25 protein-coding genes are annotated in these 25,979 nt (G+C 60.9%); 13 read left to right on the top strand and 12 right to left on the bottom strand.

What is annotated here, in order from left to right; genetic code table 11:
• The first annotated feature begins 82 nt into the window (after positions 1–82).
• From DMZ65_RS05010 to DMZ65_RS04995, 4 genes are all read left to right on the top strand, one after another.
• Complete coding sequence (locus DMZ65_RS05010; RefSeq protein ID WP_116597820.1) at positions 83–775, top strand: glycosyltransferase family protein; 693 nt, start codon at positions 83–85, stop codon at positions 773–775.
• Between the two features lie 73 nt (positions 776–848).
• Entirely contained in the window at positions 849–1,838 is a 990-nt protein-coding gene (gene deoC / locus DMZ65_RS05005) for a deoxyribose-phosphate aldolase (RefSeq protein ID WP_116598125.1), read from the top strand.
• A 12-nt stretch (positions 1,839–1,850) separates the two neighbouring features.
• The gene (locus DMZ65_RS05000; protein WP_116597819.1) at positions 1,851–2,144 is read left to right on the top strand and encodes a hypothetical protein; all 294 of its coding nucleotides are present in this window, start codon (positions 1,851–1,853) and stop codon (positions 2,142–2,144) included.
• Entirely contained in the window at positions 2,141–4,483 is a 2,343-nt protein-coding gene (locus DMZ65_RS04995; protein WP_116597818.1) for an aldehyde dehydrogenase family protein, read from the top strand. Before DMZ65_RS05000 ends, DMZ65_RS04995 begins: the two co-directional genes overlap by 4 nt.
• 108 nt (positions 4,484–4,591) lie before the next feature.
• Here the strand turns inward: DMZ65_RS04995 and tdh are convergent, their stop codons facing one another.
• The 4 genes from tdh to DMZ65_RS04975 form a co-directional block, all read right to left on the bottom strand.
• Positions 4,592–5,617: an L-threonine 3-dehydrogenase gene (tdh, locus tag DMZ65_RS04990; protein WP_116598124.1), complete on the bottom strand. Its 1,026-nt coding sequence runs from the start codon at positions 5,615–5,617 to the stop codon at positions 4,592–4,594.
• 11 nt (positions 5,618–5,628) lie between these two features.
• Entirely contained in the window at positions 5,629–6,813 is a 1,185-nt protein-coding gene (locus DMZ65_RS04985; RefSeq protein WP_116597817.1) for a glycine C-acetyltransferase, read from the bottom strand.
• Between the two features lie 96 nt (positions 6,814–6,909).
• Positions 6,910–7,476: a helix-turn-helix domain-containing protein gene (locus tag DMZ65_RS04980; protein WP_116597816.1), complete on the bottom strand. Its 567-nt coding sequence runs from the start codon at positions 7,474–7,476 to the stop codon at positions 6,910–6,912.
• A 37-nt stretch (positions 7,477–7,513) separates the two neighbouring features.
• On the bottom strand, positions 7,514–7,699 hold the full coding sequence (locus DMZ65_RS04975) for a hypothetical protein (protein ID WP_116597815.1): 186 nt from the start codon (positions 7,697–7,699) through the stop codon (positions 7,514–7,516).
• A 32-nt stretch (positions 7,700–7,731) separates the two neighbouring features.
• Here DMZ65_RS04975 and DMZ65_RS04970 point away from each other — a divergent pair, with 32 nt between their 5' ends.
• Positions 7,732–8,913 (top strand): acetyl-CoA C-acyltransferase family protein, encoded by a 1,182-nt coding sequence (locus tag DMZ65_RS04970; protein ID WP_116597814.1) that lies wholly within the window; start codon positions 7,732–7,734, stop codon positions 8,911–8,913.
• A 112-nt stretch (positions 8,914–9,025) separates the two neighbouring features.
• On the opposite strand, the gene DMZ65_RS04965 is transcribed toward DMZ65_RS04970, so the two are convergent.
• Complete coding sequence (locus DMZ65_RS04965; protein ID WP_116598123.1) at positions 9,026–9,586, bottom strand: putative glycolipid-binding domain-containing protein; 561 nt, start codon at positions 9,584–9,586, stop codon at positions 9,026–9,028.
• Between the two features lie 207 nt (positions 9,587–9,793).
• Between DMZ65_RS04965 and DMZ65_RS04960 the strand changes: the two genes are divergently transcribed.
• A complete protein-coding gene (locus tag DMZ65_RS04960; protein WP_116597813.1) occupies positions 9,794–11,989 on the top strand; it encodes a response regulator in 2,196 nt (731 codons plus the stop codon).
• Positions 11,990–11,992: 3 nt separating this feature from the next.
• Here the strand turns inward: DMZ65_RS04960 and yaaA are convergent, their stop codons facing one another.
• The 3 genes from yaaA to DMZ65_RS04945 form a co-directional block, all read right to left on the bottom strand.
• Positions 11,993–12,775, bottom strand: coding sequence for a peroxide stress protein YaaA (yaaA, locus tag DMZ65_RS04955; protein ID WP_116597812.1), 783 nt, complete (start codon positions 12,773–12,775; stop codon positions 11,993–11,995).
• Between the two features lie 30 nt (positions 12,776–12,805).
• Entirely contained in the window at positions 12,806–14,869 is a 2,064-nt protein-coding gene (gene recQ, locus DMZ65_RS04950; protein ID WP_116597811.1) for a DNA helicase RecQ, read from the bottom strand.
• A 123-nt stretch (positions 14,870–14,992) separates the two neighbouring features.
• Positions 14,993–15,286: a YggT family protein gene (locus DMZ65_RS04945; protein WP_116597810.1), complete on the bottom strand. Its 294-nt coding sequence runs from the start codon at positions 15,284–15,286 to the stop codon at positions 14,993–14,995.
• A 131-nt stretch (positions 15,287–15,417) separates the two neighbouring features.
• On the opposite strand from DMZ65_RS04945, the gene DMZ65_RS04940 reads away from it, so the two are divergent.
• The 6 genes from DMZ65_RS04940 (at position 15,418) to arfB (ending at position 20,550) form a co-directional block, all read left to right on the top strand.
• Positions 15,418–15,954 carry an acyl-CoA thioesterase gene (locus DMZ65_RS04940; RefSeq protein WP_116597809.1) on the top strand — a complete coding sequence of 179 codons (537 nt, stop codon included), beginning with the start codon at positions 15,418–15,420 and terminating at the stop codon, positions 15,952–15,954.
• A gap of 58 nt (positions 15,955–16,012) precedes the next feature.
• On the top strand, positions 16,013–17,350 hold the full coding sequence (locus DMZ65_RS04935; protein ID WP_116597808.1) for an MFS transporter: 1,338 nt from the start codon (positions 16,013–16,015) through the stop codon (positions 17,348–17,350).
• Positions 17,347–18,258 (top strand): penicillin-insensitive murein endopeptidase, encoded by a 912-nt coding sequence (gene mepA, locus DMZ65_RS04930; protein ID WP_116597807.1) that lies wholly within the window; start codon positions 17,347–17,349, stop codon positions 18,256–18,258. The genes DMZ65_RS04935 and mepA overlap by 4 nt, the downstream gene beginning before the upstream one ends.
• Positions 18,231–19,112, top strand: coding sequence for an esterase-like activity of phytase family protein (locus tag DMZ65_RS04925; protein WP_116597806.1), 882 nt, complete (start codon positions 18,231–18,233; stop codon positions 19,110–19,112). The genes mepA and DMZ65_RS04925 overlap by 28 nt, the downstream gene beginning before the upstream one ends.
• Positions 19,113–19,203: 91 nt before the next feature.
• A complete protein-coding gene (locus DMZ65_RS04920; RefSeq protein ID WP_116597805.1) occupies positions 19,204–19,833 on the top strand; it encodes a queuosine precursor transporter in 630 nt (209 codons plus the stop codon).
• 297 nt (positions 19,834–20,130) lie between these two features.
• On the top strand, positions 20,131–20,550 hold the full coding sequence (gene arfB / locus DMZ65_RS04915; RefSeq protein WP_116597804.1) for an alternative ribosome rescue aminoacyl-tRNA hydrolase ArfB: 420 nt from the start codon (positions 20,131–20,133) through the stop codon (positions 20,548–20,550).
• A 9-nt stretch (positions 20,551–20,559) separates the two neighbouring features.
• Here the strand turns inward: arfB and pncB are convergent, their stop codons facing one another.
• The 4 genes from pncB to pncA all read right to left on the bottom strand — a co-directional run bounded on the left by pncB (position 20,560) and on the right by pncA (position 24,796).
• Positions 20,560–21,849 (bottom strand): nicotinate phosphoribosyltransferase, encoded by a 1,290-nt coding sequence (gene pncB / locus DMZ65_RS04910; RefSeq protein ID WP_116597803.1) that lies wholly within the window; start codon positions 21,847–21,849, stop codon positions 20,560–20,562.
• A 67-nt stretch (positions 21,850–21,916) separates the two neighbouring features.
• A complete protein-coding gene (locus DMZ65_RS04905; RefSeq protein WP_157960562.1) occupies positions 21,917–22,849 on the bottom strand; it encodes a response regulator in 933 nt (310 codons plus the stop codon).
• Between the two features lie 12 nt (positions 22,850–22,861).
• Positions 22,862–24,127, bottom strand: coding sequence for a PAS domain-containing protein (locus tag DMZ65_RS04900; RefSeq protein WP_116597801.1), 1,266 nt, complete (start codon positions 24,125–24,127; stop codon positions 22,862–22,864).
• Positions 24,128–24,202: 75 nt separating this feature from the next.
• Positions 24,203–24,796, bottom strand: coding sequence for a bifunctional nicotinamidase/pyrazinamidase (gene pncA, locus DMZ65_RS04895; protein ID WP_116598122.1), 594 nt, complete (start codon positions 24,794–24,796; stop codon positions 24,203–24,205).
• A gap of 115 nt (positions 24,797–24,911) precedes the next feature.
• On the opposite strand from pncA, the gene trhO reads away from it, so the two are divergent.
• Positions 24,912–25,826, top strand: coding sequence for an oxygen-dependent tRNA uridine(34) hydroxylase TrhO (gene trhO, locus DMZ65_RS04890; protein WP_116597800.1), 915 nt, complete (start codon positions 24,912–24,914; stop codon positions 25,824–25,826).
• Positions 25,827–25,979: the final 153 nt, after the last annotated feature.

Here is a 25,979-nt window from a genome sequence, read left to right as displayed (position 1 = left end):
TTCGCAACTAAAGCGCCGATTTACCCCAGCCTGACCCCGCGCTATGACAAACTGGGCAGGAATTGGCAGGAAAGGCCGGGTAATGGACCGAACAGGCGGACGCGGGGTGATGTATATTGCATGGGGCAGTGCCCATGTGGATGTGGCCCGGCGATCAGCGGCCAGCGTCAAGAAGTCGAATCCCGGTCTTCAGACCTGTATCTGGTGCGCCGAAGGCGATGACACCACCGGCTTTGACCTCAGCTTCGTGATCCCCGAAGGGTTGAAACGCCCCAAGGTCGATCTGTTGCCCGACACGCCCTTCGACGAAACGCTTTACCTTGATAATGACACGATCATCCGCGCCGATCTGGACAGCCTGTTCGACCTGTTGCAGAAATTCGAACTGTGCGGCGCGCATGTCATGCTGTGGCATCGTCCCCGGCATCGCAAGGTCTGGCGCAAAGAGCCGCCAGACGCCTTCCCCGAGATCAATTGCGGCGTGTTGCTGTATCGATCCTCCGACCGTGTGTTTGACTTCTTTCGGGAATGGAGCCGCGCTTTTGCCGTGGCCGGATTCCGTGTCGATCAGGTGACGTTCCGCGAACTGCTGTGGGAATCGGACCTGCGCTTTTACGTTTTCCCGCCGCAATACAACAAGCGCATCTTCGAGCCGTCCGAGGTGATCTGGTCAGATCAGCCCAAGCCGCGCATCGTGCATCTGCCGATCCTGCGACCGCAGAAAACCCGGTTCAAGACGTGGTTTGGCGAACAGATCGCCCGCTACTGGGGCTGACGCGACGCGCAAGCTTGCCAGCGGGTCGGCACCGTGTCACGTTTGATCCCTGTGCAGCAGTCGGGGCATGAAGATGGACAGCAAGACAACAACCGCCACGCATCAGCTTCCGCAAGCGCTGAAACCGCGCAATCCGGGGATGGAGCTTGACCTTGACTGGGTGGCGCGAGCGCGGGCCAACCGGTCCGCCATCGAACGACGCGCGGCATCGCTGCCGGGGCGGCGTTCTGTCAAGAAGGACCATCAGGCCGCCTGGCTGCTCAAGGCGATCAGTTGCATTGACCTGACCACCCTTTCGGGTGACGACACCGAAGGCCGCGTGCGCCGCCTGTGCGCCAAGGCCCGCCAGCCGGTGCGCGCCGATCTGCTGGCCGCATTGGGCGTGGAGGGCCTGACCACGGGCGCGGTCTGCGTGTATCACGACATGGTGGAATGCGCGGTGCAGGCGCTGCAAGGGTCCGGCATTCCGGTCGCCGCCGTGTCCACAGGCTTTCCCGCCGGGCTGTCGCCCTTTCATCTGCGCGTCGCCGAGATCGAGGAAAGCGTGCGCGCCGGTGCGTCCGAGATCGACATCGTGATCTCTCGGCGGCATGTCCTGACCGGCAACTGGCAGGCGCTTTACGACGAGATGCGCGCCTTTCGCGCCGCCTGCGGGGATGCCCATGTCAAGGCGATCCTCGCCACCGGAGAGCTGGGGACGTTGCAGAATGTCGCCCGCGCCTCGTTGATCTGCATGATGGCGGGAGCCGATTTCATCAAGACCTCCACCGGCAAGGAAAGCGTGAACGCCACGCTGCCAGTGACGCTGGTCATGGTGCGCGCGATCCGCGCGTTTTTCGACGAAACCGGCTACCGCGTCGGGTACAAACCCGCTGGCGGCATATCCAAGGCCAAGGACGCGCTGACCTATCTGGCGCTGATGAAGGACGAGCTGGGCCACCAGTGGGTGCAGCCGGACCTGTTCCGCTTTGGCGCATCGTCGCTGCTGGGCGATATAGAGCGGCAGTTGGAACATCACGTCACCGGTGCCTATTCGGCGTCGTGGCGACATGCGATGAGTTAAGCCGCCATGCCAATGTCCAGCAACCACGCGCTTTTCGCTGTTTTCACCATGCTGGTCGTGTTGTCGACCATGTGGCGCCGCCGCCGTTTGCGCCGTGCTGTGCGCGATCTGCCGACGCGCATGCAACGGCTGCTCGGTCCGGAACCGTTATTCAGCCCGCCCCCGGACGACGACCTGCCCGACGGATTGCGCAGCTATGCGGCGCTGCACAAGCGCACGCGCCTTATCAACTATGCCTGCTGGGCCATTGCCGCGCTTTACGCCGCGCTGATCGTGTTTCTTCTGCTGAAAGGCACTCCGTCATGACCGTAAAAGAGATCTTTGAGACCATGGATTATGGACCTGCCCCTGAAAGCGCTGCCGAGGCTTTGGCCTGGCTCGCGGAACACAGCGATGGATTTGGTCATTTCATTGATGGCAGATTTACCAAGCCCGGCGCAGGGTTTGATAGTCGCAACCCCGCGAATGGCAATGTTCTGGCCACGCTCACCCAGGCCACGCAGGCAGATGTGGACAGCGCCGTGGCCGCCGCGCGGGCCGCGCAGGGCAAATGGGCGCAGCTTGGCGGACCCGGCCGGGCGCGGCACCTGTACGCCTTGGCACGCCTTCTACAAAAGCACGCGCGACTGTTTGCGGTGCTGGAGACGCTGGATAACGGCAAGCCGATCCGCGAAAGCCGCGACATCGACGTGCCTTTGGCACAGCGGCATTTCTACTATCACGCCGGCATGGCGCAACTTATGGAAAAGACCCAAGCGGGGCGCGAAGCTTTGGGGGTTTGTGGCCAGATCATCCCGTGGAACTTTCCGCTGCTGATGCTGTCATGGAAGATCGCGCCCGCGCTGGCGATGGGCAACACGGTTGTGCTGAAGCCCGCGGAATACACCTCGCTGACCGCGTTGCTTTTTGCCGATATCTGCCGTCAGGCCGGGCTGCCCAAGGGCGTCGTGAACATCGTGACCGGCGATGGCGATGTGGGCCGGATGATCGTCGATGCAGATGTGGACAAGATCGCCTTCACCGGATCGACAGAGGTGGGGCGCGCCATCCGCGAAACCACTGCCGGATCGGGTAAATCCCTGACGCTGGAGCTGGGCGGCAAATCCCCATACATCGTGTTCGAGGATGCCGATCTGGACTCCGCCGTCGAAGGGCTGGTCGATGCGATCTGGTTCAATGGCGGTCAGGTCTGCTGTGCGGGTTCGCGCCTGCTGGTCCAAGAAGGCGTGGCAGAGGATTTCTACCGCCGTCTGCGCCGCCGCATGGACGGGCTGCGCGTGGGCGACCCGTTGGACAAATGCATCGACATCGGTGCCATCGTGGATCCGGTGCAGCGCGACAGCATCGCCCGCATGGTCGATGGCAATACCGAAGGTGAAACATACCGCTCTGCCGCCACCTTGCCTGCGAAAGGCTGCTACTATCCGCCAACGCTGATCACCGGGCTTAGCCCCGCCAGCACGTTGATGCAGGACGAAATCTTCGGTCCCGTGCTGGTTGGCACCACCTTCCGCACCCCGTCAGAGGCGGTGGAACTGGCCAACAACACCCGCTACGGCCTTGCCGCAAGCGTGTGGAGCGAGAACATCAACGTGGCGCTGGACATGGCCCCCAAGCTGGTCGCCGGCGTGGTCTGGATAAATGGCACCAATATGCTCGACGCCGCAGCAGGGTTTGGCGGCATGCGCGAGAGCGGCTTTGGCCGCGAAGGCGGCTGGGAAGGGCTGACCGCCTATACGAAACCCATAGGCAAGCCGAAGCCCCTGACCAAGATCGAAGCCTTCACAGGCGACAAGGGGCCGGAGGACGGTATAGACCGGACGGCCAAGCTTTATATCGGGGGCAAGCAGGCGCGGCCCGATGGCGGCTATTCGCGCGGTGTCTATAGCAAATCCGGCACGCTGCTGGGACAGGCGCCGATCGCCAACCGCAAGGACATTCGCAACGCGGTCGAGGCGGCCCAGGCCGCGAAAGGCTGGCCCGCCGCGACGGCCCATCTGCGCGCGCAGGTGCTGTATTATCTGGGTGAGAACCTGTCAGCACGGGCCGAGGAGTTCACCAACCGCCTGAACCAGATGACCGGCACGCGCACGGGCGCGAAAGAGGTCGACGCCGCCGTGGACCGCCTGTTCACCTATGCCGCATGGGCGGACAAGCTGGACGGCGACGTGCGGTCGGTGCCGCTGCGCGGCGTGGCGCTGGCGATGCGCGAACCGGTGGGCGTGATCGGCGCGCTTTGCCCGGACGAGGCACCGTTGCTGGGGCTGGTATCGATCATGGCGCCCGCCATCGCGATGGGCAACCGGGTGGTTCTGGCCGCGTCGGACCCCTTCCCGCTGGCGGCCACGGATTTCTATCAGGTGCTCGAAACCTCTGACGTGCCTGCGGGCGTCGTCAACATCCTGACCGGCAACCATGCAGAGCTGGCCCCGACCCTCGCCACGCATGCCGATGTGAACGCGGTCTGGAGCTTTTCGTCCACCGACGTTGCCGCCACGGTTGAACGCGGCGCCGCTGGCAACCTGAAACGCACCTGGGTGAATAACCGCCAATCGCGTGACTGGATGGGCGAAAAAGGCGAAGGCCAGACATTCCTGGACGCCGCGACCGAAATAAAAACGGTCTGGGTGCCTTACGGCGCCTGAGGCACAGGTATCAGGCGCTTTGTGAACGGTTTGCGCCCGCTAGGGCTGGGCAAGGGCACGGAAAGGGGCAAGAGGGGCAGCGCCCCCTTCCCGATGCTTGCCCGGCCGTTAACGCCAGTCCAGCACGACCTTGCCGCTGGATCCGCCGCGCATCTCGGCGAAGCCTGTTTCAAACTCCGCGGCGGGAAAGCGATGGGTGATGATGCCGGACACGTCCAGACCGTTTTCCAGCATGGCGATCATCTTGTACCATGTCTCGAAAATCTCGCGGCCATAGACGCCCTTGATGGTCAGCGCCTTGAAGACGATGCGGCTCCAGTCCACGGGTGTCTTGCCCGGCGGGATGCCCAGCATCGCGATCCGTCCGCCCATCACAAGGCTATCGACCATCTGATCGAAGGCGCGGGCATTGCCCGACATCTCCAGCCCGACGTCAAAGCCCTGACGCATCTTCAGGCGGGGAATGACCTCGGCCAAATCCTGCTCGGCGACGTTCACCGGCACCACGTCAGTGACCCTTTCGGCCAGCGCCAAACGGTCGGCATTCACATCCGTGATGACCACATGGCGCGCCCCGACATGGCGGGCAACGGCCGCCGCCATGATGCCGATGGGGCCTGCGCCGGTAATCAGCACATCCTCGCCCACCAGATCAAAGCTGAGCGCGGTATGCACCGCATTGCCCAGTGGATCGAGGATCGCACCAATGTCGTCGGGGATACTGTCCGGCAGCGGCACCACGTTGAACGCGGGCAGGCGCAGATATTCGGCAAAGGCACCCTGTTCATTGACACCGATCCCGCGCGTTTCGGGATCCAGATGGAATTTACCGGCGCGGCTCTGGCGGCTATGCTTGCCGATCAGATGGCCCTCGCCCGAACAACGCTGCCCAATTTTCAGATCCTCGACATCGCGTCCCAACGCAACGATCTCTCCCGCAAACTCATGCCCTGTCACCAAAGGCACCGGCACGGTTTTCTGCGCCCACTCGTCCCAGTTCCAGATATGCACATCGGTGCCGCAAATCCCGGTCTTGTGGACGCGGATCAATACATCATCCGCGCCGATCTCGGGAATGGGTCGCTCTTCCAGCCACAAACCTTCGGCGGGCTGCGCCTTGACCAGTGCTTTCATTGTCTCGGCCATCAGATCACCCCCGTGGCTTTGCCCGCGACCTCAAAGGCGGCGAGCGCTGTGTCCAGATCTTCGCGTGTCAGGGCGGCGTTCATCTGCGTGCGAATGCGGGCCTTGCCCTTCGGCACCACCGGGAAGAAAAAGCCCGAGACATAGACGCCTTCTTCGAACAGCCGCGCGGCCATATTCTGTGCCAATTGCGCCTCGCCCAGCATCACCGGAATGATCGGATGCTCTCCGGGAAGCAGGTCAAACCCCAGACGGGTCAGCCCCGCGCGCCAGTATTTTGCATTCTCGAACAGTTGCGTGCGCAGGGCATCGCCTTCTTCGACCAGACGGATCGCCTCGATCCCGGCAGCCACGACCGCGGGTGGCAGCGCGTTGGAAAAGAGGTAGGGCCGCGCGCGTTGGCGCAACAGATCCACCACCGCCTGCGGCCCGGCGATATAGCCGCCGATCGCTCCGCCAAGCGCCTTGCCCAGCGTGCCGGTCAGAATGTCGGCGCTGATACCGAAATGCGCGGGCGTACCTGCGCCTTTCGGCCCCATGAAGCCGGTGGCGTGACAATCATCGACCATCAGCAGCGCGTCATACCTGTCGGCCAGCGCGCGGATTTCCGGCAGCTTGGCCAGATAGCCATCCATGCTGAACACGCCGTCGGTGGCGATCATCACATGGCGCGCGCCAGCGTCGCGGGCGGCTTTCAACTGCGCCTCCAGATCGTCCATGTCGGAATTGGCGAAGCGATAGCGTTTTGCCTTGCACAGACGAATGCCGTCGATGATCGACGCGTGGTTCAGGCTGTCTGAAATGACTGCGTCTTCCGGTCCCAACAGCGGCTCGAACACGGCGGCATTCGCATCAAAACATGCGGCGAACAGGATCGCATCATCCGTGCCAAGGAAGGCCGCCAGCCGCTCCTCCAGTTGCGTATGCAGATCCTGCGTCCCGCAGATGAACCGCACGGAGGCCATACCGTAGCCGTGATTGTCCATCGCCTTTTTGGCGGCGGCAATCAGATCGGGATGATCCGCAAGCCCGAGATAGTTGTTGGCACACAGGTTCAAGACTTCGCGCCCGCCAACATCGATACGCGCGCCTTGCGGTGAGGTGATCAATCGTTCGCGCTTCATCAGGCCGTCAGCCTCAATACCGCGCAGTTCGTCTTGCAGATGGGTCAAAAAAGCCTGGGTCATGGGGATGAGTCTCCTTTGTCAGCCAACTCTACCATAGCGGATCAAGTTCCGAAATAGAAGAAATCCGTAATCACGGATATTTTCCCCTATTTCGGATTAGCCGCCCATCACGATCAGGAATGCCTGAACTTCGCCGCCTTCGGCCGCGATCTTATGAGGTATGTCAGCCGCATAACGTGCGGTATCTCCCGGCCCAAGCCGTGCTACCGCGTCCCCTGACCGGACCATGACCGCGCCAGAGACCACTGTCAGTTGCTCACGGGCACCTCGCGTATGGGGCTGGCTGTCCAGTACGCCACCTGATCGAAGCAACAGTTCGTATATCTCATGCCGACCAGCCTCTTCCGGGGGCGACAGGATACGAATCCGGCACCCTTCACCCATATTGTCGATGGTCGGCACCTGATCGGCGCGCAGCACCTCGACGGTCTGCATCACTTCGGCGGTCTCAAGCAGCCCCGCGAAATCCACCTGAAGCGCCCGCGTCAGGTTCCACAAGGTTGCAATCGTGGGCGAGGATTCCCCGCGCTCGATCTGGCTGACCATAGAGCGCGAGACGCCCGACAGTTTCGACACCGCCTCCAGCGACAGGTCCTGCGCGCGCCGGGCCTCTTTCAGACGTGCGGGAAGGCGCAACAAAATATCGTCATGTTCATCCGTCATATAGGACGTGATGCCCTGCTTGGCGACGTTCTGTCAATCACCAGACAGAACCTTCCATATCGGCCAGCATGTGCAGCGCACCTCTGGTGTCGTTCTTGATGCCGACCAGACCCCGAACAATCGCAACAAGGATAGGGCCGCCGATTGATGCGACCGGGGACAGAAAGTGGTGGCGCAGCCCGTGACGTTCCGGCAGGCTACCACATAACGCTGTCCGCGTCATAACTTCAGCAACAACTGGTAAAGGAACCTATCATGTCAGATGATATCGTTATTCTCAGCGGCGCACGCACCGCCGTCGGCACGTTCGGCGGCGCGCTTGCCGGGACACCCCCCATTGACCTTGGCACAGTTGCCGCGCGCGCTGCTCTGGAACGTGCGGGCGTCGACGGTGGGCAGATCGGCCATGTCACCTTTGGCCATGTCATCAACACCGAACCGCGCGATATGTATCTTAGCCGAGTTGCCGCCATGCAGGCGGGCGTCCCTGAAACCACGCCTGCCATGAACGTGAACCGGCTTTGCGGCTCCGGCGCGCAGGCCATCGTCTCGGTCGTGCAATCACTGATGCTGGGGGATGCGGATTTCGGCCTCGCGGGCGGTGCCGAGAACATGTCGCGCAGTCCGTATATCGTGCCGGCTCAGCGTTGGGGTGCCAAGATGGGCGACATCCGCACGCTGGATATGATGCTGGGCGCGTTGAACTGCCCCTTCGGCACCGGTCATATGGGCGTGACCGCCGAGAATGTCGCGGCAGAACATGGCATCACACGCGACGCACAGGACGCCTTTGCGCTGGAAAGCCAGAAACGCACAGCCGCTGCGATCAGCGAGGGACGCTTCAAGGACCAGATCGTGCCCGTAGAAGTCCGGGTAAAGCGTGACATGGTGGCCTTTGACACGGATGAACATCCCAAGGCGTCGACCACGGCGGAAATTCTGGCCGGGCTGCGGCCGGCTTTCCAGAAGGACGGAACCGTCACGGCGGGCAACGCTTCGGGTATCAATGACGGTGCGGCGGCGCTGGTTCTGGCGCGCGCCAGTGCCGCAGAGAAGGCAGGCCTGAAGCCCCGCGCGCGGGTGCTGGGCTATGCCCATGCCGGTGTGCGGCCGGACGTCATGGGCATCGGTCCGGTTCCGGCCGTCGAGGCGCTTCTGGAACGGACGGGCCTGAAAGCCAGCGATTTCGACGTGATCGAATCCAACGAGGCCTTTGCGGCGCAGGCGCTGGCCGTCAACAAGGGGCTGGGGCTTGATCCGGCAAAAGTGAACCCCAATGGCGGGGCCATCGCGCTTGGCCATCCGGTGGGTGCAACGGGTGCCATCATCACCGTCAAAGCCCTGTACGAGCTGGAACGGATCGGCGGAAAGCGCGCCCTGATTACAATGTGCATCGGCGGCGGTCAGGGCATTGCCTTGGCAATCGAACGCACCTGAACCTATGCGCCCGCCCTTGCTGGCGGGCGCATCTAACACCCTGAGATAAATCAATTCTTGCAAACCCGACACCCACAAGAAGAGTTCGGTCGCAGGGCGCATCACACAACATTTAGCCTGTCGCTTGCCGCTCCCAAAAGCCGGGATAAAGCGCCACGAACCCGTCATCCGACACCTTCAGCTCTGTCTGGAATTCCGTCTGTTCGGCGGCGTAGCTCACCAACCCGCCGCGCTCGCGCGTATAGGCCTGACACAGGGGCCGCAACGCACCGTCAGGCGCGCACAACCACGCCGCACGCGCCTGCATCCGGCCCACCTCGCACAAGCGGCGAAGCGGCATCAAGTTGGTGGCGGGTGTGAAACCCAGATCGACATCTACCGCCCCTTCCACCGCTGGTTGAGGCACATCGTTCAGCGTCCAGTCATCTCCCTTTCGTAGCAGACGCAGGGCAACCGGTTGCTCGCGGAACGTGCCGGTGACGTCAGCACTTTGCGTGAACCAATCGCCGTCGCAGCGGATCACATAGTCCAGATACGACCGCCCCTGACCGTCGGCAAATCGCGCATGTCCAATCAACATCCACCCTGCGCCAGATCGAACAAGACGACAGCGATCCCGCCCTTCCCGGTCAAGCGCGCGCCATTCCGCTGTGGCAACAGTTTCGGCAGTCATGGACACCTCCAACTCCGTATACCGGGGGCCCGGCCCTGATAACCGCCAGACGCGCGCTTCAGATGCCTGAGATCCTCACCCGGATCAGTTGAATGGTGACACGACATGACACAGCCTAGCAAGGAGTCTGCGGATCAGGGCGTTTAAGAAGTTTTTCATATCAATGACGCATCGTCTGGCACAGGACCAACCGAGCCGGAACAAGGCATGAGCTTTGCAACCAAATTGTCAGAAGAACGCCGCGCCCGGCTGGCGGCAGAACGCCTGCTGGAACTCAAACAGGCGGAACTGTTTGCGGCCAATCGCAAACTGGGCAAACACGCCCGCGCCCTGTCGAACGAGATCACGGAAACTCGCGCCGAGGTGCTGACCGTGCGGACAGAAAACCAACGGGTGAAATCCGACCTGAGCGTTGCCAACCAGAAGATCGAAATTGCAGAGCGTCGCCTGTGGCAATCCATCCGGACGATTCAGGACGGGTTCGCCTTTTTCGATGCCGACAACATGATGATTGGTGCCAACCAAGCCTATCTGTCGGTGTTCGACGGGCTGGAAGAGGTGCGGCCCGGCATTTTTTATCCCCGCATTCTGCAACTCATCACCGAAGAGGGGATCGTGAACATCGGCGATCAGCCGTCCGCCGAATGGCGCGCCATGATGGCCGACCGTTGGGAAACAGACAATCCAGAGCCGATCACGCTGCGCCTTTGGAACGATCAATATGTCAAACTGGTCGATCAGCGCGGCCAATGCGGTGACGTCGTCAGCATCGCGCTGAATATCACGGAAACCGTTCGCTATGAAAAGAGACTGAAGGAGGCGCAGCGACGCGCAGAGGCCGCGAACCGCGCGAAATCCACCTTCCTCGCCAATATGAGCCACGAGATCAGAACCCCGATGAATGGCGTCATCGGCATGGCCGATCTGCTGTCAGACACCGATCTGAGCGAAGAACAACGCCTGTATGCCGAGACGATCAAGAATTCGGGCGAGGCTTTGCTGGTCATCATCAACGACGTGCTCGACTATTCCAAAATCGAGGCAGACAAGCTGGTCCTGCATCCCGAACCCTTTGATCTGGAACGAAGCCTGCACGAAGTCGCGATGCTGTTTCAGCCGACGGCGCGCGACAAGAACCTGGAAATGATGATCGATTACGACATGTTCCTGCCCACCCGGTTTGTCGGCGATCCCGGCCGCTTGCGGCAAGTTCTGACAAATCTGATGGGCAACGCACTGAAATTTACCCAAACCGGGCATGTGCTGATCCGTGTCGTGGGCATGTGCACGGACCAGAAGGATGCCGCGATCCATGTCACGGTCGAAGATACCGGTATCGGCCTGCCCCCCGACAAGGCCGAACATATCTTTGGAGAGTTCAATCAAGTCGAGGATGAGCGCAATCGCCAGTTTGAAGGCACCGGGCTTGGCTTGGCGATCACCAAACGGCTTATTCACTTGATGGGTGGCAATATCTGGGTGGATTCCGAAGTAGGCCGCGGATCCTGCTTCGGGTTTCGTATCACCCTACCAATCGCAGAAGCATTGACCAATCAGAACCCGGTTCTGCCGAAAAACCTGCGCCGGGTCATGGTGGTAGACGACCAGCCGGTCAACAGCATGATCATGCAAAAACAACTGACCGTTCTGGGCATCGAAACCCTGATCTGCACATCTGCGCAAGCTGCGCTGGAAAAACTGCACTCGGCACCGGATGTTGTCATTCTCGAACAGCAGCTACCCGACACGACCGGACTCGCTCTTGCACAGGAAATGCGTGATCGTGGGCTTTTGGTGCCGATCCTGTTGCTTTCAAACATCCCCGGCGAAACCGTGGCGGACCCCGCGCGTGAATGCGTTCACGCCGTCTTGCAAAAACCGTTATCTCGGCGTTCGCTGTTTGACGAGTTGGAAACATTGGCGAAGGCAGCGCCACCCAAAGCGCGTCCCCGGCCCGCCCCCGCGCCCATCATGGAAGCCCCGGTCACGTCTCCGGGCAGCGCGCGCCAGATGAAGTTGCTGGTGGCAGAGGATAACAAGACCAACCAGCTGGTGTTCAAGAAAATGGTGTGCAGCTTGGATCTGTCGCTGCGCTTTGCGCAAAACGGGATAGAGGCGGTCGCCGCCGTGGCAGAGGACCGTCCCGACCTGATTTTCATGGACATCTCGATGCCGAAAATGGACGGGAAGGAAGCCACCGGTCACATTCGTGCGGCCGAACCAGACGGCCAGCACGTCCCCATCGTCGCGCTGACTGCTCATGCAATGGCAGGCGACCGCGAGGCCATCATCGCCTGCGGGTTGGATGATTACATGACCAAGCCTCTGCGCAAGGCCGAACTGACGGAAATGATCGAAAGGTATCGCCCCAAGGACACCAGATCCGTCAGCCCGTCGCAATAGCCGTCAAGCCGCCTGCGCGGCCTCGCTGCGCACAAAGACCGGGCGGTCCGGAGTGCTGAGATCCGGACGCAAGGCATAGCCGCCGGTATCGAACTCTGCCAGGCTGGCGGGATCAGTCAGGCGGTGCTGAATGATGAACCGCGCCATCGCTCCCCGCGCGCGCTTGGCGAAGAAACTAACAATCTTCGGGCCGCCCGGCTTTTCCTCCATGAAGACCGGCGTAATCACGCGCAGCTTCAGTGCCTTGGGCGCAACCGCCCCGAAATATTCCTGGCTCGCGCAATTCACCAATACGTCGGTGCCCAGCTCATCTGCCTGTGCGTTAAGTGCTTTGGACAGGTCATCGCGCCAGTAGTCATACAGGTTGCTCCCGCGGCGCGTCTTCAGCCTGCTGCCCATTTCCAGCCGATACGGCTGTATCGCATCGCAAGGCCGCAATACCCCGTAAAGGCCGGACAGAATGCGCAGATGGTCCTGCGCCCAACCCATTTCGTCGGCATCCAAAGACGCCGCTTCAAGCCCCATATAGGTGTCACCGGCAAAGGCCAGCGCGGCAGGGCGCAGCGCATCCGCCTGCGGTTCCTCGGAAAAGGCGCGAAAGCGGTCACGGTTCAGACGCGCCAGGTCCGGGCTGAGATCCATAAGCTTTTGCAAGCTGCCAAGCGTCTGATTGCGCATGGTTTTGGCCAGCCTGTTGGCGTCGTCCAAAAGGGATGGCGTGGTCATGGTGTGCTCGGGCCGTTCCTCCCAATCCAACCGCTTTGCCGGTGAAATCACTATCAGCATATCAACCCCTTTCAAAATCCATCCATGGACTTAGCCCGCTTCGTGGATCGCGTCCAGAAATGCCGGGCCGAACCGCGCCACCTTTTGCGCGCCCATGCCCTGAATTGCCTCAAGGTCCGATGCCGTGCCGGGGCGCCGCTCGGCGATGTGCCGCAAGGTGGCCGTAGTGCAACTTAGATATTTCTCGGTTCCGTCCTCGCCACGAGACAGTCGCGCCTGTGCTTCTTGCAACCGGTCAAACAGGCCTGCTGACGGGCGGCCGGCCATCTTGCGCCGCACCGGGTGCATGTCTTCTTGGGCCCCTGTGATGACCTCCAGAAATGCAACGCCGTAGCTTTCCAGCTTTTTCGCGCCGACCCCACCGATACGCGCCATCTGGTCAAGCGTTCCGGGCCGTGTCTCGGCCATTTCCACCAGCGTCCGATCGTTGAAGATAATGTAGGCAGGCACCCGCGCTGCCTCTGCCAGGGCGCGGCGTTTGGCCTTCAGCGCCGACAGAAGCGGCGCGTCCTCTTCGCTGACCATCGCCTTGACGGCGGGTCTGCGACTGGACGACGCCGCGCGAATACTGTCGCGCCGAAGGTCGATCTGCGCCTCGCCGCGCAAGAGTGGCAGGGCCGCATCCGTCATGCGCAGCGCACCGTGGCGTTCGGGATCGGGGCGCAGCAGATCGTGTCCCATCATCTGCCGGAACAGCGCCTGCCAGCCGCGCTTGTCAAATTCGCGTCCTACCCCGAAAGTGGGCAGGCGATCATGCCCCTTGTCGCGAACCTTCTCGGTCAGATTCCCGGTGAGAATATCGATCAGATGGCCCGCGCCGAAATATTCGCCAGTACGCAATGCAGCCGACAGCGCCTTTCGCACGGCCTCTGTTCCGTCGAACACTTCGGCAGGCTGGTCGCAAAGATCGCAATTCCCGCAGGATACGTCGGTCTCGCCAAAATAGCCCAGCAACGTTTGACGGCGACAGTGCAGCGCCTCGGCCAGACCCAGCAAGGCGTTCAGCCGCCCGTGATCGGCAGCGCGGCGTTCGGGCGGGGCCAGCCCTTCGTCAATCTGGCTGCGGCGCAGGCGAATATCTTCGGGGCCGAACAGGGTCAACGTTTCGGCCGGGCCACCATCGCGCCCGGCGCGCCCGATTTCCTGATAATAGGCCTCGATGCTTTTGGGCAGATCGGCATGGGCGACCCAGCGGATGTCGGGCTTGTCGACGCCCATCCCGAAGGCAACAGTCGCCACAACGATCAACCCATCCTCTCGGGCAAAGCGCGACTCGACCGCGCGGCGATCCTCGGCATCCATTCCGCCATGGTAGAAACACGCGTTGTGCCCGACCTGACGAAGGGCACCGGACAGGCCTTCGGTCTTCGCGCGTGTGCCGCAATAGACGATGCCGGACTGTCCCTTGCGCGCCTCGGCAAAATCAAGGATCTGCCGCCGGGGACCATCCTTGCCGGCAAAGGCCAGGTGGATATTGGGCCGGTCAAACCCGCGCAAGAAGCGTTGAGGCTCTACCCCGGCAAAGAGGCGCGTGACGATCTCGTCCTGCGTTTCCGCATCGGCCGTGGCGGTGAAGGCGGCAACCGGCACGTCCAGCAATTCACGCAACTCGCCGATGCGCAGGTAGTCGGGCCGGAAATCATGGCCCCATTGACTGACGCAATGCGCCTCGTCCACCGCGATCATCGACACGCCGATGCGGCGCAACATCGAGATGGTCCCACCTGCCGCCAGCCGTTCAGGCGCGAGATACAGCAGCTTCAGCGCGCCGGATTCAAGCTCTTGCCAGACGGTTTCCGTTTCTTCCGGCGTATTGCCAGAGGTCAGCGCACCGGCGGCAACGCCCGACTCGCGCAATCCGCGCACCTGATCCCGCATCAGCGCGATCAGCGGCGAGATCACCACCGTCACGCCGTCGCGCATCAGCGCGGGCAGTTGGAAACACAGGGACTTGCCTCCGCCAGTCGGCATGATCGCCAACACATTGCTGCCATCAGCGACGGCGCGAACGATCTCTTCCTGGCCTGGACGGAAGGCACCAAAACCAAATACATCGCTTAGCAGCACGTCGGCGCTGGCGGAGTCGCGGGGCATGAAAACCTGCTTTATTATCTACATCTGCTCTGATGCCGACAATCACATACCAAGTCTCGTGAAACAAGGCCGCGCCGCCGGGTTCGTAAGGCAATTCCAGCGAACGCCCAAAAGGACATGGGTTCAGTAGCTGTAGAACAGTGCCGCGTTATTCGCCAGAATGATGCGAATTGCGTAAACCGCGACCAGCGCCACCAGCGGTGCCAAGTCCAATCCGCCCATCGCCGGCAGGATCTGGCGAATGCGGCCATAGATCGGTTCAAGCAGACGGTTGAGACCGTCCCAGATCTGTGCCACCAGCGGCTGCCGCAGATTGAGCACCTGAAAACTGATCAGCCAACTCATGATGACATGCGCGATGATGATGAACCAGACGATGTCCAGCAGCAGCATTAGGATCTGAAAGAGCGATTGCATACGGGATATCCTTACGGTCTGTACCGCTGGCACAGGTAATGGCGCAGGGCCCAAAGGGCAAGAGTGCCGCAAGGTTGCAATTGACGCGCGCGGCAGCCCTGCTCAGGTAGTGCGGCAAAAGGAGACTGCCGATGTACCCGTTCATTCGCATGGCCAAAGAGTTGGTGATCAATCGCAAGGCGTCCAGGCTTGCGCCCACCGGCACCCATGTATCGCGCCATATGTGTCTGCCTTGGGACATCGACCTTTGGGCCGAACTGAACAACGGCCGGACGCTGACGATCTATGATCTGGGACGCATTCCTCTGGCGCAGCGCACCGGATTGATCGGGGTGTTGCGACGCCAGCGCTGGGGCTTGACGGTTGCCGGCGTTTCGGTGCGCTATCGCCGCCGCATCCGTATGTTCGACGTGGTCGAGATGCGCAGTCGGCTTGTGGGCTGGGACGAAAGGTTCATTTATCTGGACCAGTCAATGTGGCGCAAGGACGGCGCTTGCGCCAATCAGAGCCTTTACCGGACGGCGGTAACCGGCCCTGACGGAATTGTCCCCCCGGCTCAGGTGGCCGCGGCATTGGGCACCAATCCCACATCGCCGCCCCTGCCCGACTGGATCCGGGCCTGGATCGCCGCCGAGGATCAACGCCCCTGGCCACCGAAGCAGGATTGACACTTCCAGTCGCACAGGGGCAGGGTCGCGCAACTTTCAAGTCCGGGGGACCGTCACTGTGGCAACGTTATCTCTGCGCAAGCGGATCTGGGGCTGGTTCTTCTTTGACTGGGCAAGCCAGCCCTACAACACGTTGCTTATCACTTTCATCTTCGGACCATATGTCAAGGAATTGCTCGATGACGGCGCGGGCGCGCAGGCCGCTTGGGGCTACGGCATCACCGTCGCGGGGTTGGCGATAGCGGTTCTTGCCCCGGTTCTTGGCGCATTGGCCGACATCTCGGGCAACCGCATCAGGTGGATTTGGCTGTTCTCGGCCATGTATGTCATCGGCGCGGGCATGCTTTGGTTCGCCGCCCCGGATGATTTCAACCTGCTTTTCACGCTGATGTTTTTTGCCATCGGGCTGGTCGGAATGGAGATGGCGACGATCTTCACCAACTCCATGTTGCCAGACCTTGGCCCCCGCGAGGACATCGGCAAACTTTCCGGCAATGGCTGGGCCTTTGGCTATGTCGGCGGCTTGCTGGCGCTTGTCATCATGCTGACGCTGTTTGCAGACAGCGCCGACACCGGGCGCACAATTCTGGGGATCGAGCCGATCCTTGGTTTCGACCCCGTACAGCGCGAGGGAACCCGGTTTGTCGGGCCATTGACCGCCCTTTGGTACGCGCTATTCATGGTGCCGTTCTTCCTGTTTGTGCGCGAACCACGCCGCATGGCCCGGCCCACAGGCGCATTCGGCAAGGCGATGCGTCAGTTGGGCTCGACCATTCGGAACCTGCCGCGCACGCCGTCGCTTTTCGCCTATCTCGGCTCGTCGATGCTCTATCGCGACGCGTTGAACGGAATGTACGCGTTTGGCGGCATCTACGCGGCGGGCGTGTTGGGTTGGGGCGTTGTGGATACCGGAATGTTCGGGATCATCGCCATCATCGCGGGTGCAATCTTTGCCTGGATCGGCGGGCGAGCAGATGCGATATTCGGCCCCAAGCCGGTAATTACCACCTGCATCATCGTCCTGACCTTCGTCGCGATCGCGATCACCCTTGTCAGCCGCGAAACGTTGTTCGGGATCGTGGTTGCCGAAGGCTCTCGGTTGCCTGACATCACATTCCTGACGCTTGGCGCGATCATTGGCGCGGCGGGCGGTGTCATCCAGTCGGCCAGCCGCACGATGATGGTCCGGCAAGCCCGGCCCGGCCATATGGCAGAGGGGTTTGGCCTGTTTGCTCTGGCCGGGAAAGCGACCAGTTTCATCGCCCCGGCAAGCGTCGCCGTCGCGACCCAACTGACCGGATCGCAGCAACTTGGCGTGACGCCGCTGATCGCGCTGTTTCTTCTGGGGCTTTTTCTGCTATTCTATGTCAAAAGCGACGGAGATCGAGCAGCATGATCCGCATTTTGACCGGCCTTGCACTGGCCCTGGGCCTTGCCGCCTGCGGTGGAGGCAAAACAGAAAAGACCATAGAGACTGTCGGAAGTTCAGCCGGTGTGCTCAGTTCGAAAAGCGCCAAGCAGCTTTTCGGGAACGAGGCCGGAGGGTCCGGGCAATCGCCTGCGCCCTATGGCAGTTACGCCAAAGGGTGCCTTGCCGGCGGTGAGCAACTGGCAGAAAGCGGTCCGACCTGGCAGGCAATGCGCCTGTCCAGAAACCGCAACTGGGGCCACCCGGAACTGGTGGATTTCGCCAAGAGCCTCAGCCGGAAAGCCGCGCAGCAGCCGGGTTGGAACGGTCTGTATTTCGGCGATTTCAGCCAGCCGCGCGGCGGGCCCATGCTGTCCGGCCATGCCAGCCATCAGGTCGGTCTTGACGCCGATGTATGGCTGCGCCCGGCGGATAACCTGAACCTCAGCGTTTCCGCCCGTGAAAACATCTCGTCAATCTCCATGCGGCGAGAGCGCGGTGCGTATACCAACAGCAACTGGACCCGCGCCCACCACGAGATCGTCAAAGCAGCGGCACAGGATCCGCGCGTGGCCCGGATCTTCATCTTCCCCGGTGCCAAGGTGCAGATGTGCAATGACGAAACCGGCGACCGGGCCTGGCTGAACAAGATCCGGCCCTGGTACGGGCATCACTACCATTTCCATGTACGCCTGCGCTGCCCCCGTGGCGCGACGGGCTGCGTTGACCAAACGCCGCCGCCTGCTGGCGATGGCTGCGCAGATGCCAAAAGCTGGGTGAACAACATCCTCAACCCGCCACCGCCGGATCCCAACGCGCCCAAGCCCAAGCCGAAACGCGAACTGACCTTGGCTGACCTTCCCCGTCAATGCGCCGCCGTATTGTCGGCGCGCTAGCCGGTGCCCTCGGGCTTTTGTCAACGCTGAACGCTTTCGCAGATCCGGGTCAAAACGCGCGGCTGATCGGGTCTTACGTCTGGCAAGGCGAGGGCGAACGGTTTGGCGGCTTCTCGGGTCTGGAAGTTTCGGATGACGGGCAAACGCTTTACGCAATCAGCGACCGCGGCAGCTATGTAACGGCCCGACTTGAGCGAACGGATGGACGGATCACAGGCATAGTGGCCAATCCCATCGCCGCATTGCGCGACTATGACGGCACGTTGATCGGTGGCGGTGGCGACGCCGAAGGACTGGCCATTGCCCCTGACGGATGCCGGTATGTCTCGCTCGAAGCGTTCCACCGGGTTGTTGCCTATCCCAGCTTCGACAAGGCGACCTGGGTGCCGATTGCTGAAGATTTCCCCAGCTTGCAGCACAATGCCGGACTGGAAGCGCTGGCGGTAGACGAAGCGGGACGGGTCTATGCCATCCCGGAACGATCGGGCCAATTGACCCGCTCCTTTCCCGTATACCGGTTTGACGGCAGCGCATGGTCCATCCCTTTCACAATTCCGCGCTCGGGTGGTTTCTTGCCCGTAGGGGCGGATTTCGGCCCTGAAGGGCGGCTCTACCTGCTGGAACGCGAATTTTCGGGCTTTGGGTTTCGAAACCGCGTGCGCCGTTTCACGCTGGACGGCGACAGGATCACCGAAACCGAAACGCTGCTAGAGACGATAACCTGGAAACATGACAACCTTGAAGGGATCGCCGTCTGGCAGGACGCACAGGGCATACGGCTGACGATGATCTCTGACGACAACTTCAAATTCTTTCAGCGTACGGAACTGGTGGAATACATCGTCACCGACTGACTTGATTTGCTCGCAGGCGCTGGGTATCAGACCCAGTCCTCGGGGATTCGGGGGCCAAGTCTCCGCTACCTTGCAAAAACGGACCAGTTTCATGACCCGCAGACATCTTCCCGGCATTCTTGCCATGGCCGCCATTGTTGTGGCCTCCAATATTCTGGTGCAATTCCTGTTCGGCCAATGGCTGACATGGGGTGCATTCACCTACCCGCTGGCCTTTCTTGTCACCGATGTGATGAACCGCGTTTACGGCGCAGGCCCCGCCCGAAAGGTCGTGATCGCCGGTTTCGTCGTGGGGGTGATCTGTTCACTGATCGGCACGCAGATCATGGGCGAATTCGGCCCGCTGGTCACACTGCGGATCGCGATCGGGTCCGGCGCGGCCTTCCTGACCGCGCAGCTTCTGGATGTCGCACTCTTTGATCGTTTGCGGCAAGGTCGCTGGTGGCGCGCGCCGTTGGCCTCGACGCTGGTAGGGTCGTCGATAGACACAGCGTTGTTCTTCACCATTGCGTTTTCCGGCGCGCTGACCGTCCTTGAGCCATCCAATGACGTATCCTGGGCTGCCGAGCCGTTGCCCCTTCTGGGGGTGGGTCCGATGGTGCCGCTTTGGGTCTCGCTTGCCTGTGCCGACTGGCTTGTGAAACTGTGCCTCGCGCTGATCGCACTGGTGCCGTTCCGGGCGATCACGGTCTACTTGGAAGGCAAACGCGCCACAGCCTGACGCCATCACAAAAAAAACATTTTGCGTCCGGCACTTTCCGTGCCACCTTGAAGTTGCGTTTTGAAACAGCTGAAAGGAGGTGATCCAGTGTCGAGAGAGATGTTGGAGAGAGGTGTCGGAACAGTTTGGAGGATGACCTGCTAGGGCAGCCCTTGGCAGAACCAAAATCCGAATTGGCGAGAGTCTGAACCGACCCCCGCCTCCCGAGTTCTCGAAGGGCCGTCCGTATTTGGGCGGCCCTTTTTGTATTGTTCCGCCGGTCGGGACATTCCGCTTTTTGCCTGCTAAAGAAACCCGATGTTGCGCATCAATGAACAGATCACCATCGAAGACTGGGAGCTGACAGAGCAGTTCATCCGCGCGTCCGGGCCGGGTGGGCAGAACGTCAACAAGGTGTCCAGCGCAGTTGAGTTGCGGTTCGAGGCGGAACGCTCGCCCAACTTACCCGACCCCGTGAAGCGGCGCTTGCGGCGGCTGGCTGGGCGTCGCTGGACGAAAGAGGGGGCGCTGATCCTACAGGTGGAAGAAACCCGGTCACAGACACGCAACCGCGAGATTGCCCGCGACCGGCTGGCGGAGTTGATCCGCAAGGCGCTGGAAAAACCCAAGCGGCGCATACCCACCAAGGTATCCCTCAATCAAAAGCGTAAACGCGTCGAGGCCAAGAAAGCCAGAAGTGAGGTCAAGGCCCTGCGTGGCCGTGTCGATGACAGTTAGGCGGCCCCGTCAGACCACGACATCCATCCGGGTCTGATCGCCCACGCCGAACACGCGCTTGTATCGGGCGATCTCTTCCGCCGGTCCCATCGCCTTGTTTGGATTGTCTGACAGCTTCACGGTCGGGCGGCCTTCGGCACTGATTGCCTTGCACACAAGACTGAAGGGCGCGAGCCGGTCGTCCTTGGTCAAGCCACGGAAATCATTGGTCAGCAAAGTGCCCCAACCGAAGGACACGCGCACCCGGCCCGCAAACTGGGCATGCAATTCCAGAATTTTCTCTTCATTCAGCCCGTCCGAGAAGATCACCAATTTCTGCGTTGGATCTTCGCCACGCTCTTTCCACCAACGGATCGCGCTTTCGGCACCGGTGGCGGGATCGCCGGAATCGATGCGAATACCGGTCCAACCGGCCAGCCAATCGGGCGCGTTGCGCAAAAAACCTTCGGTCCCATAAGTATCTGGCAAAATGATCCGCAAATTGCCGTCATGTTCCTCATGCCAATCGGCAAGCACATCATAGGGCGCATTGGCCAAGGCTGTGTCACTCTCTGCCAAGGCCGCATAAACCATCGGCAATTCATGCGCGTTGGTGCCGATCGCCTCCAGATCCCGGTTTTTGGCGATCAGGCAATTCGACGTCCCGACAAAGCCTGCGCCCAGCCCTTCCGTCATCGCCTGCACACACCAGTCCTGCCACAAGAAGCTGTGCCTGCGCCGTGTGCCGAAATCAGCAATGCGCGCACTTGGAACAGAGCGCAATCGCTCGACCTTTTCCCACAGCTTGGTCATCGCGCGGGCGTAGAGGATCTGAAGTTCGAACCGGCCCATCGTGTTCAGCACCGCCCGGCCCCGCAATTCCATCAGGATGGCAAGCGCCGGGATTTCCCACAGCATGACCTCCGGCCAACTGCCCTCGAATGTCAGTTCGTATTGGTCGTCCACACGCTCCAGATGGTAGGGCGGCAGGCGCATGCCTTCAAACCATTCCATGAAATCGGGGCGGAACATCTGCCTTTTGCCGTAAAACGTGTTGCCGCGCAGCCAGGTGCTTTCACCGCGCGACAATGAAAGCGAGCGCACATGATCCAGCTGTTCGCGCAACTCTCCTTCGTCAATAAGCTTCGCAAGCGGAACCTGCGTGGAGCGGTTGATGAGGCTGAACACAACCTGCGTATCGGGTTTGTTGCGGAAAACTGACTGACACATCAACAGCTTGTAAAAATCCGTATCAATCAAGGATCGGATGATCGGGTCGATTTTCCATTTATGGTTCCAGACGCGTGTGGCAATGTCCAAGATGCTGTCCTCATTCGGGAATTACAACTTTGATATGCGATGGTGACCACGGGGTCCAACTGGTTTCTCACGGTTTCGACGCCCGCGACAGCGCCTGAAACAATTGTGCCTTGCGTAAAGGCTTGGCAAGAAAATCATCCATGCCAGCCTCAAAGCACGCCTCACGGTCAGACTCGAATGCATTGGCGGTCAATGCGATGATATGCGGCTGAACACCCCCGATCATCCGGATTTCCCGTGTCGCGGCAAGCCCGTCCATCTCTGGCATAGACATGTCCATCAGAATCACGTCCGGCATTGTTTCCCGGACCAGGTTCACCGCCTGCACGCCATCATTGGCAAAGCGAAGGTCGATAGGTTGATGCAAGAGATATTTTTGAATCAACAATCTGTTGGTCCCGTTGTCCTCGGCAACGAGCAGGCGCAATCCGGGATGTATCGCCGTGATAGCCTGCAAGGGTGCGGTCACAGCAGTATCGTCAGCGTGATCGAGCAGAAGCGTCAGGTCAAACTGCGCACCCGGCGGGGGCCGGGGCGAAAGCACAAGGTCGCCGCCCATGCGCCGCGCCAGCAACCTTGAGATCGACAGACCCAACCCCGTCCCGCCAAAGCGCCGCGTCGTGGCCGCGTCAGCCTGTGCAAACTGGCCGAAAATATGTTCCGCATTCGCCGGGTCCACGCCGATGCCGGTATCGGTTACACTCACGGTCAACAATATGCGATTCTCGACGGTTTTCCATGACGTCCGGATCGTAACACCGCCTTTCGAGGTGAACTTCAGCGCATTTCCCAGCAGATTGACCAGAATCTGCCGGACGCGGCCTCTGTCTCCCAGCACGGTCTGGGGCAAGGGAACGTCGTGGCAGATATCCAGGAACAGCTCTTTTTCCCGCGCCTGCACACGCATCAGGTCCGTTGCCTCGCGGATGCAGGTCGCGAGCGAAAACTGTTCAGCGCAAATGCTCATCCGGTCGGCATCCAGCCGCGAAAAATCGAGCACATCGTTGACGATCTACAACAGCGAAGCGGCGGACGAACGGATCGTTTCCGCGAAAAGTTTCTGGTCCTTTGACATGCTCGTTTCAGCCAAAAGCTCTGCCATGCCGATGATGCCATTCATTGGCGTGCGGATCTCATGGCTCATGGTTGCAAGAAAATCCGCCTTGGCGCGTGCACCATCCTCGGCTGCAAGTTTGGCTTCCGCCAGTAATCGTTCCTGTTCTTTCGCGGCAGTTATATCACGTTCGATCGCAACGATCGTTTCCACGCCGCCCTCGGCGTTGAGAACCGGCACGATGTTCGCCTCGACCCAGATCAGCCGACCGTCTTTCGTCGCGTTCAGCACCTCTTCACGGCATGGCAAGCCGGCGGCCCGTGCCTGTGCAATGCGTTGGCAGGTATCGGGATCGGTGCCGGGTGCGTTCAACACATCTGCCGGCGTTTTGCCAACTGCATCCTCAAGCGTGTAGCCGGTGATCCGCGTGAACGCCTCATTCACCCAGAGAATCCTTGAGTCAGCGTCAGACAAGATCACCGAATCGTTGGCATGCCGAGCCACCAGAGACAATTGGCTTGCCTCGCGTTCCTTGAACGCCAGATCGTGGCCAACGCGCTCTTCGGCCAGTTTTCCCAACAGCAACGCGCGACTGTGCGACGCTTCGCGGTCATGCCCGGCCACGATAAAGCCGATATAGCTGCGCACGGTGTATAGCAGCATGATCGCCGCCAGAATGTCATATCCATGACGCGGCACCCACCCCCCCATCCGCGCAATATCAATCGCGAAATGGCCAAGCAATGTAAGGGCGTAGACGGTCAGGCGTACTTTGGCGGCCCCCGGATGAAACGGGTAGACCATCCCGGCATTGATTGCCGCACCAGTCAGATATGACAATGCGACCAGACTGGCCTGACCGGGAGTGGCCGCAAAGTCCGCCAGGGTGACACAGGACGCGATCGTTACGGCCTGAAACCCTGCGGTCACGCTTGATCGTCGATAGGCAAGCTCGTAGGCGGATTTATCAACAAGCCGATCTGGCAGCTTGCGAAGATACAGGCAGTCCACTGCCTCTCCCATCAGGGCGAGGAAGATTGCCAGCAGTCCTATGCGCCAATCGCTAAGCACGACCAGCGTTGCCGCACCGGACAGAGTCAACCAATGACGGGTGACAAAATGGCTGACGCGCCCTCGGGCATAACGCGCGAGCAGCCCAGCCGGACTGTTGCGCGCGTCGAAGGCGGCGAGTTGCCGTTCCGTGTGCAGAACGGGTTGAGACATTGCAGCATCCGCTCCTGTTTCTGACGCTCAGAAACAGCTAACGCCCAGCAAGTTAAGAAAACGGCAAGAACGATGTTACCGTAAGGTCACTCCAGCGGCGGTCATGCCCGCAAGCGCCGCATCCAGAGAGCCATCCAGATCAATGCCGCGACAGGCCGACTTGGCCACGACGACATCAAACCCTCGCCTCGCCGCATCGACCGCCGAGAAGTTCACGCAGAAATCCAGCGCAAGCCCGACAAGCGTCAACTGCTCTATCCCGCGCGAACGCAGATACCCCTCAAGCCCGGTTGAAGTCTCATGGTCATTTTCAAACAGGGCCGAATAGCTGTCAATCTTGCGGCGAAACCCTTTGCGAATGATAAGGTCGGCCCGGTCGACATTCAAATCGGCATGGAATGCAGCGCCATCTGTGCCCTGTATGCAGTGATCGGGCCACAGCACTTGTGGGCCATATGGCATCTGGATCAGGTCCAGCGGCTTTTTCCCCGGATGCTGGCTGGCAAAGGATGAATGGTCAGCCGGGTGCCAGTCCTGCGTCAGCACGACGGTGTCGAAATCGTCCATCATTGCATTGATCGGCGCAACAACTTGATCGCCGCCATCAACGGCCAAGGCACCGCCGGGGCAAAAATCGTTCTGGACATCAATGACTATAAGCGCGTGCATGTTGGTCACCTTTGTTTGGGATTGCCCCATGGGTAGGCCGCGCGCGGCGGGCGGTCAACGGGCTGCGCCATTTGTGCCTCTTGATAGCGGCGCGCGGCAGGCGTAAATCGCCGCCATGTTCACTGTTGCCGCCCTTTATCACTTCACTCGCTTCGATGACCCCGCCGGTATACAGGGGCCATTGCTGGACCTGTGCCGTGCAGAGCGGATCACAGGCACCTTGCTGTTGGCACATGAAGGCATCAACGGCACAATCGCCGGGCCTGCACAGGGTATCGACGCGGTCTTGACGCATCTGCGCGCCCTGCCCGGCTGTGCCGATCTGGAATGGAAACTCTCGACCGCGACCAAGCAGCCTTTTGCGCGAATGAAGGTCCGGCTGAAGCGCGAGATCGTGACAATGGGCCAGCCCGATGTCGATCCGAAAGCAAGGGTTGGCCATTATGTGTGCCCAGAGGATTGGAACGAATTGATCCAAAGCCCGGATGTGGCCGTGATCGACACCCGCAACGATTATGAGGTTGCGATCGGCACATTTGAAGGCGCGGTTGATCCGGAAACGGCCAGCTTTCGGGACTTCCCTGCGTGGTGGGAAAAGAACAAAGAGCGGTTTCACAACAAGCGCATCGCGATGTTCTGCACCGGTGGCATCCGCTGCGAGAAGTCCACCAATTATTTGTTGGGACAAGGCGTACCAGAGGTGTTTCACCTCAAGGGCGGCATTCTGAAATACCTCGAAGAGGTGCCGGAGGTGGACAGCACCTGGCAGGGCGAGTGCTTTGTGTTCGACGGACGGGTTTCGGTCGGGCACGGCCTGCGTGAAGGCCCGCATGAACTGTGCCATGCCTGTCGTCGCCCGATACTGCCCGAAGATCGCACGCGTCCGGAATACGAACACGGCGTCGCCTGCCACCATTGTGCGGACGAGACCTCGGACGACGACAAGGCCCGCTTCCGCGAGCGGCAAAAACAGATCGAACTGGCGCGGACGCGCGGTGAAACCCATCTGGGCGGCGAGAACAACGTCTGAACGCGCAGGTCGGCAATTCATGCCCCGAACACACGCATCGCATTCCCCTTTTCCGTACAATCTTTGGTTGCCCGATGACACAAACGCTTGGCGGCCGTCATGGACGCGACAGGGCGTCATGGCATAATGTTGGCCGGGAGACTGCTGGATAAC

The sequence above is a fragment of the Primorskyibacter marinus genome (assembly GCF_003313245.1).
GTDB lineage: Bacteria > Pseudomonadota > Alphaproteobacteria > Rhodobacterales > Rhodobacteraceae > Primorskyibacter > Primorskyibacter marinus.
Note: the sequence above shows the minus strand (reverse complement) of the source record. Positions and strands in the feature narration are given on the sequence as shown.